Source organism: Vibrio sp. 10N.286.46.A8 (genome assembly GCF_041470165.1).
In the GTDB taxonomy this organism is placed as follows: domain Bacteria; phylum Pseudomonadota; class Gammaproteobacteria; order Enterobacterales; family Vibrionaceae; genus Vibrio; species Vibrio tasmaniensis_A.
This window is the reverse complement of record NZ_JBFRLX010000220.1, coordinates 1-7,117: the sequence shown is the minus strand read 5'-3', so window position 1 is coordinate 7,117 and position 7,117 is coordinate 1. Positions and strand designations below refer to the sequence as shown.

The 7,117-nt window shown below is 45.4% G+C and carries 4 protein-coding genes; all 4 read right to left on the bottom strand.

The features are described from left to right. Positions 1 to 1,347 (bottom strand): dihydrolipoyl dehydrogenase (lpdA, locus tag AB4232_RS19265; protein WP_372087780.1); only part of this gene is annotated, 1,347 nt, incomplete at its 3' end. A gap of 242 nt (positions 1,348 to 1,589) precedes the next feature. After that, on the bottom strand, positions 1,590 to 3,476 hold the full coding sequence (gene aceF, locus AB4232_RS19260; RefSeq protein ID WP_372087779.1) for a pyruvate dehydrogenase complex dihydrolipoyllysine-residue acetyltransferase: 1,887 nt from the start codon (positions 3,474 to 3,476) through the stop codon (positions 1,590 to 1,592). A gap of 26 nt (positions 3,477 to 3,502) precedes the next feature. After that, positions 3,503 to 6,166 (bottom strand): pyruvate dehydrogenase (acetyl-transferring), homodimeric type, encoded by a 2,664-nt coding sequence (aceE, locus tag AB4232_RS19255; RefSeq protein ID WP_009847595.1) that lies wholly within the window; start codon positions 6,164 to 6,166, stop codon positions 3,503 to 3,505. A gap of 62 nt (positions 6,167 to 6,228) precedes the next feature. Next, positions 6,229 to 6,990 carry a pyruvate dehydrogenase complex transcriptional repressor PdhR gene (gene pdhR / locus AB4232_RS19250; RefSeq protein WP_009847596.1) on the bottom strand — a complete coding sequence of 254 codons (762 nt, stop codon included), beginning with the start codon at positions 6,988 to 6,990 and terminating at the stop codon, positions 6,229 to 6,231. Positions 6,991 to 7,117: the final 127 nt, after the last annotated feature.

The window sequence follows — 7,117 nt, the reverse complement described above, 5'->3', positions numbered from 1 at the left end:
GTGTAGAGTTGGGTGAGCGTGGATAGTCAGTGCGATATCTTCTGCATCACAACCCATTTCGATTGCTAGGCCGATTTCGCCAAGAAGTTCACCACCGTTAGTACCAACAACAGCACCACCGATTACGCGATGAGTCTCTTTATCGAAAATCATCTTAGTCATACCGTCAGCACAGTCTGAAGCGATTGCACGACCAGAAGCAGCCCAAGGGAAAGTAGCAACTTCGTAGTTCAGGCCTTCCGCTTTCGCTTCTTTCTCAGTCTTACCTACCCAAGCTACTTCTGGCTCAGTGTACGCAATTGATGGAATTACTTTAGGATCGAAGTAGTGCTTCTTACCAGAGATAACTTCAGCAGCTACGTGACCTTCATGCACACCTTTGTGAGCAAGCATTGGTTGACCAACAACATCACCGATCGCGTGGATGTGAGGAACGTTAGTACGCATTTGCTTATCAACATTGATGAAACCGCGCTCATCAACTTCGATACCTGCTTTTTCAGCGTCGATAAGTGCACCGTTTGGAACACGACCGATAGCAACAAGAACTGCATCGTAGCGCTCAGCTTCTACTGGTGCTTTTTTGCCTTCCATTGAAACGTAGATACCGTCTTCTTTCGCTTCAACAGCAGTAACTTTAGTTTCAAGCATTAGCTTGAACTTGTCTTTAATGCGCTTAGTGAAGACTTTAACGATGTCTTTATCCGCAGCAGGGATAACTTGATCGAACATCTCAACAACTTCAACTTTAGAACCTAGAGAGTGGTAAACCGTACCCATCTCAAGACCGATGATACCACCGCCCATGATAAGCAGTTTTTCTGGTACTTCGTTTAGTTCTAGTGCATCCGTAGAATCCCAAATACGTGGGTCTTCATGTGGGATGAAAGGAAGTTTGATTGGGCGAGAACCCGCAGCAATGATTGCGTTGTCGAAGTTAACTGTCGTTGCTTCGCCTTCGCCTTCAACAAGAATGCTGTTAGGACCAGTGAACTTACCAAAACCGTTAACAACTGTAACGTTACGCATCTTAGCCATACCGCCAAGACCGCCAGTCAGTTGATCAACTACTTTTTCTTTCCAGATACGGATCTTGTTGATGTCCGTCTGTGGCTCGCCGAATACAACGCCGTGCTCTGCCATCGCTTTTGCTTCTTCAATTACTTTAGATACGTGAAGAAGTGCTTTTGATGGAATACAACCAACGTTTAGACATACACCACCAAGAGTGCTGTAACGTTCAACTAGTACTGTTTCTAGACCTAAATCCGCACAACGGAATGCCGCTGAGTAACCAGCAGGACCTGAACCAAGTACAACAACTTGGGCTTTAATTTCTTTGCTCATTGTGACCTCTTGTAGTCATTATCCCTAACAGGCTGAGTAGATGTTCTTAAAATTATTGGGCTTTCAAACAGGAAACATTTTACAGAGATGTTAACAGTGTGAAAGTAGCTTTAAGTTAGCCTGTGAGCTAGACAACAATTCCCCCGCAGTTTATGAGAAATGCCGGAAACTGTTCTCTAAAAATAGTCTTTATATAAAGAATTAAGGTGACCCGAAAGTCACCTTAATAATTACTTTCTCAATTACAGTACTAGACGACGAATGTCAGATAGTGCGCTGTTTAGGAAAGTAATGAAGCGTGCACCTTCAGCACCATCGATCACACGGTGATCGTATGATAGAGACAGTGGAAGCTGTAGACGTGGTTGGAACTCTTTACCATTCCAAACTGGCTTAATCTCAGACTTAGATACACCTAGGATACCTACTTCTGGAGCATTTACGATTGGTGTAAATGCAGTACCGCCAATACCACCAAGGCTAGAGATTGTGAAACAACCGCCTTGCATGTCTGCCGCTGTTAGCTTACCAGAGCGTGCTTTCTTAGAAACAACCATTAGTTCTTCAGATAGCTCGTAAATACCTTTCTTGTTCACGTCTTTGAAAACAGGAACAACTAGGCCGTTTGGTGTATCAACTGCGATACCCACGTTTACGTACTTCTTAAGAATGATGCTTTCGCCATCATCAGAAAGAGACGAGTTGAATGCAGGGAATGCTTCTAGCGCTTTAGCAACAGCTTTCATGATGAACACAAGTGGAGTGATCTTCATGCCAGTGTCTTTCTTCGCTTCGATTGCGTTCTGTTCTTTACGGAATGCTTCTAGCTCAGTGATGTCTGCGTTGTCCCACTGTGTAACGTGCGGGATCATTACCCAGTTACGGTGCAGGTTAGCGCCAGAGATCTTCTTAATCTTAGAAAGCTTCTGAACTTCAGTTTCGCCGAACTTGCTGAAGTCAACTTTTGGCCACGGTAGTAGACCAAGAGCAGAACCGTCGCCGCCTTTGCCAGATGCTGCTGCACCAGACTCAAGACGCTTAAGTGCATCTTTAACGTAAGACTGAACGTCTTCTTTAAGTACGCGACTCTTACGACCAGTACCTTTAACTTTCGCTAGGTTTACACCGAATTCACGAGCTAGACGACGAACAACTGGAGATGCGTGAGCGTACTCGCCGTTCTCTTGGAAGTCGCCAGCTGCTGGAGCTACTGCTTCTGCTTTAGGAGCAGGTGCTGCTGCCGGAGCTGCTGCTTGTGCTGGAGCTGAAGCCGCTACTGCTACTGGAGCTGCGCCTTCAACAACGAAAGTCATGATTGAAGAGCCTGTTGACACTTTGTCGCCAGCTGCAATCTTGATTTCTTTTACTGTACCAGCGAATGGTGCAGGCACTTCCATTGAAGCTTTGTCGCCTTCAACAGTAATTAGAGATTGCTCTTCTTCTACTGTATCGCCAACCGCTACCATGATTTCAGTAACTTCTACTTCGTCGCCACCGATATCTGGAACGTTCACTTCTTTCTCAGCAGATGCTACTGGAGCCGCTGCAACTGGTGCCGCTGGAGCAGGATCTGCTGCAACTGGAGCGCCAGAACCTGCCACTTCAAATACCATCACTAGAGAACCAGTAGATACTGAATCACCAGAAGCGATCTTGATTTCTTTAACGATACCAGCGAATGGTGCAGGAACTTCCATTGAAGCCTTGTCACCTTCAACAGTAAGAAGAGATTGCTCTTCTTCTACTGCGTCGCCGATAGCTACCATGATTTCAGTTACTTCAACTTCATCACCGCCGATATCAGGAACGTGAACTTCTTTAAGCTCAGCCGCCGCTGCAGGAGCGGCTGCAACTGGTTCTGCCGCTTCAACTGCTGGCGCAGCCGGTGCTGCTGCACCTTCCGCTTCAAAGATCATGATAAGAGAACCGGTAGAAACAGAATCACCTTCTGAAATCTTGATTTCTTTAACGATACCCGCTTGAGACGCAGGAACTTCCATTGAAGCTTTGTCGCCTTCAACAGTGATCAGTGACTGCTCTTCTTCAACCTTGTCGCCAACGTTTACAAGAATCTCAGTTACTTCAACCTCGTCAGCACCGATGTCTGGTACATTAATTTCGATTGTCATTGTATTTACCTACCTTAATGCCAGTCTTATGCGTATTGCGGGTTAATTTTGTCTGCGTCGATGCCGAATTTAGCAATTGCTTCAGCAACTACTGATTTCTCAACATCACCACGTTTAGCCAGTTCAGTAAGTGCTGCAACAACAACGTAGCCTGCATTTACTTCGAAGTGACGACGTAGGTTTTCACGGCTGTCTGAGCGACCGAAACCGTCAGTACCAAGTACTTTGTAAGACTCAGAAGGCATGAATGCACGTACTTGCTCAGCGTAGTTCTTCATGTAATCCGTAACTGCGATTGCAGGTTCGTTACCAAGAACAGTTGTGATGTACGGTACTTTCTCTTCAGCTTCTGGGTGAAGCATGTTGTCACGCTCTACCGCTTGGCCGTCACGAGTCAGTTCGTTGAACGACGTTACTGAGAATACATCAGATGCTACGCCGTACTCTTCGCTCAGGATCTTAGCGGCTTTACGCGCTTCGTTCATGATAGTACCAGAGCTCATTAATTGAACCTTAGACTTAGAACCTGCGTAAGACTCAAGCTTGTAAATACCCTTACGGATGCCTTCTTCAGCGCCTTCTGGCATTGCTGGCATTGCGTAGTTTTCGTTCATTACTGTTAGGTAGTAGTAAACATTCTCTTGGTTCTCACCGTACATGCGACGGATACCGTCTTGCATGATTACCGCTAGCTCGTAAGCAAACGTTGGGTCGTAAGAGATACAGTTAGGTACAGTGTTCGCCATGATGTGCGAGTGGCCATCTTCGTGCTGTAGACCTTCGCCGTTTAGCGTTGTACGGCCTGCAGTTGCACCAAGTAGGAAACCACGAGCTTGTTGGTCACCTGCTAACCAAGCCATGTCACCAATACGTTGGAAACCGAACATTGAGTAGTAGATGTAGAACGGAATCATCGGTAGATCGTTTGTGCTGTATGAAGTTGCAGCTGCAACCCATGAAGCCATAGAACCTAGTTCGTTGATACCTTCTTGAAGAACTTGACCAGAAGTCGCTTCTTTGTAGTAAGAAACGATACCTTTATCTTCAGGCGTGTAGTCTTGACCGTGTGGGTTGTAGATACCAACCTGACGGAATAGACCTTCCATACCGAATGTACGAGCTTCATCACAGATGATAGGAACAATGTTCTTACCAATGTTCTTATCTTTAAGAAGGATGTTAAGCGTACGTACATAAGCCATCGTTGTAGAGATATCACGCTTCTGTTCACCCAGTAGAGGTGCGAATGCGTCTAGCTCAGGAACTTTGAACTCTTGAGTGAATTTTGGCAGACGCTGAGGAGTGTAACCTTGTAGTGCTTTACGACGAGCATGTAGGTATTCGTACTCAGCAGAACCTTCTTCCAGTGTTAGGTAAGGAAGCTCAGATACTTTCTCATCAGAAAGGATGTCTTGTAGGCCTAGACGGTCACGTAGGTATTGTACGTGAGTCATGTCCATCTTCTTAACACCGTGAGCGATGTTCTTACCTTCTGCAGCTTCACCCATACCGTAACCTTTAACTGTCTTAGCTAGGATTACTGTTGGTTTGCCACCTGTCTCTTTTGCATTGTTGAATGCAGCGAACAGTTTAGAAGAGTCGTGACCACCACGTTTCAGTTCGAAGATTTGGTCGTCAGTCATGTCTGCAACTAGTGCAGCTGTTTCTGGGTACTTACCAAAGAAGTGCTCACGTACGTATGCGCCATCTTTAGATTTGAATGTTTGGTAGTCACCATCGATAGTTTCATTCATTAGTTGAAGAAGCTTACCAGTCGTGTCTTTAGCTAGTAGAGAATCCCAGTTGCTACCCCAGATAACTTTAACAACGTTCCAACCTGCGCCTTTAAATAGGCCTTCAAGTTCTTGGATGATGCTACCGTTACCCATTACAGGGCCGTCTAGACGCTGTAGGTTACAGTTGATTAGGAAACATAGGTTGTCTAGCTTCTCACGCGCAGCGAAAGAGATAGCACCACGTGATTCTGGCTCATCCATCTCACCGTCACCTAGGAACGCGTATACACGCTGACCTGAAGTATCTTTCATGCCACGACCTTCAAGGTACTTAAGGAAGCGCGCTTGGTAGATAGCAGAGATAGGGCCTAGACCCATAGATACTGTTGGGAACTGCCAGAATTCAGGCATTAGTTTAGGATGCGGGTATGAAGGGATACCTTTACCATCAACTTCTTGACGGAAGTTATCTAGCTGTTCTTCAGTTAGACGACCTTCAACGAATGCACGAGAGTAGATACCAGGAGAGATGTGACCTTGGTAGTAAACTAGATCGCCACCGTCTGTCTCGTTTGGAGCACGGAAGAAGTGGTTAAAACATACTTCGTAGAACGCAGCAGCTGACTGGTAAGAAGCCATGTGACCACCAAGGTCTAGGTCTTTCTTAGAAGCACGCAATACAATCATGATTGCGTTCCAGCGAATAATCGAACGAATACGACGCTCAAGAGTTACGTCACCAGGGTAAGCTGGCTCTTGTGCTGCTGGAATTGTGTTGATGTAGTTCGTGTTGATGCCTGTAGCCATATCAACACCATCTAAACGCGCTTTATCTAGAACTTGTTCTAGTAAAAACTGTGCACGTTCTACACCTTCTTCACGTACTACTGACTCAAGAGCTTCTAACCAATCTTGAGTTTCCAGAGCATCAACGTCATGCTTCATGTCAGACATGGCGATCTATCCTTTTTGTTAGTTGGATTCTACTAAACACGTAAAAAGCCGAAGTATTACGACTATTTACCCTGTTGGATTCGACGTAAAGAACGTTCGCGGCGCGATTCTTCTTTGGTCAAATCCATCAATGTTTCTTCGATGTAAGCTAAATGAGAGTGTGACATTTCACGCGCCTGTTCTGGCTGTCCTGAAACGATCGCATCTACAATATTAGCTCGATGTATACTCACTTTCTCCACAACGTCTTTACGACGATGCAACAGTTTTAAATTTTCTAAGACGTTTTGTTCGAGTAACGGAGCCAAGCTACGAACAATGTGCAATAACACCACATTGTGCGCTGCCTCTGTTAAAGCAATAAGAAAAGCCATCACAGCTGCAGACTCGGCTTCAATATCACCCTTATCTTGCGCACCGCGAATTTTTTCTTGGCATGCTTGAATTCGAGCAAAGTCTTCATCAGTACCACGTAATGCCGCGAAGTAAGCCGAAATCCCTTCCATCGCATGACGCGATTCCAACAAGTCTAGTTGGGTTTCAGAATGGGAGGACAACAAATTAAGCAAAGGATCTGAAAAGCTTTTCCAGATATTTTCGCTAACAAACGTACCTCCACCTTGACGGCGAGTAAGCAAGCGTTTTGCTTCTAAACGTTGTATCGCTTCTCGGATTGAAGGACGAGACACATCGAACTGTTTCGCCAGTTCACGCTCAGGCGGCAGCTGCTGCCCTGGAGCCAGTGTTCCTTCCACTATCAACCTTTCTAACTCTTGTTCGATAACGTCCGAGAGTTTTGGCTGACGAATCCTTTGATAAGCCATAGTTTGTTGTTCTTCTTTTTCTTCGCTGACAATTGGTATTACCAATTTTAAGTTGGGCAGAAATTAACATAATTAAAACGCCACTGTCCAGACTAAAATTGACCTGAATCATAGAACACAGCACGAA

Bases quoted from the DNA above. Each gene is read 5' to 3' on its own strand.
- aceF (WP_372087779.1), bottom strand. From the start codon at position 3,476: ATGACAATCGAAATTAATGTACCAGACATCGGTGCTGACGAGGTTGAA.
- aceE (WP_009847595.1), bottom strand. From the start codon at position 6,166: ATGTCTGACATGAAGCATGACGTTGATGCTCTGGAAACTCAAGATTGG.
- pdhR (WP_009847596.1), bottom strand. From the start codon at position 6,990: ATGGCTTATCAAAGGATTCGTCAGCCAAAACTCTCGGACGTTATCGAA.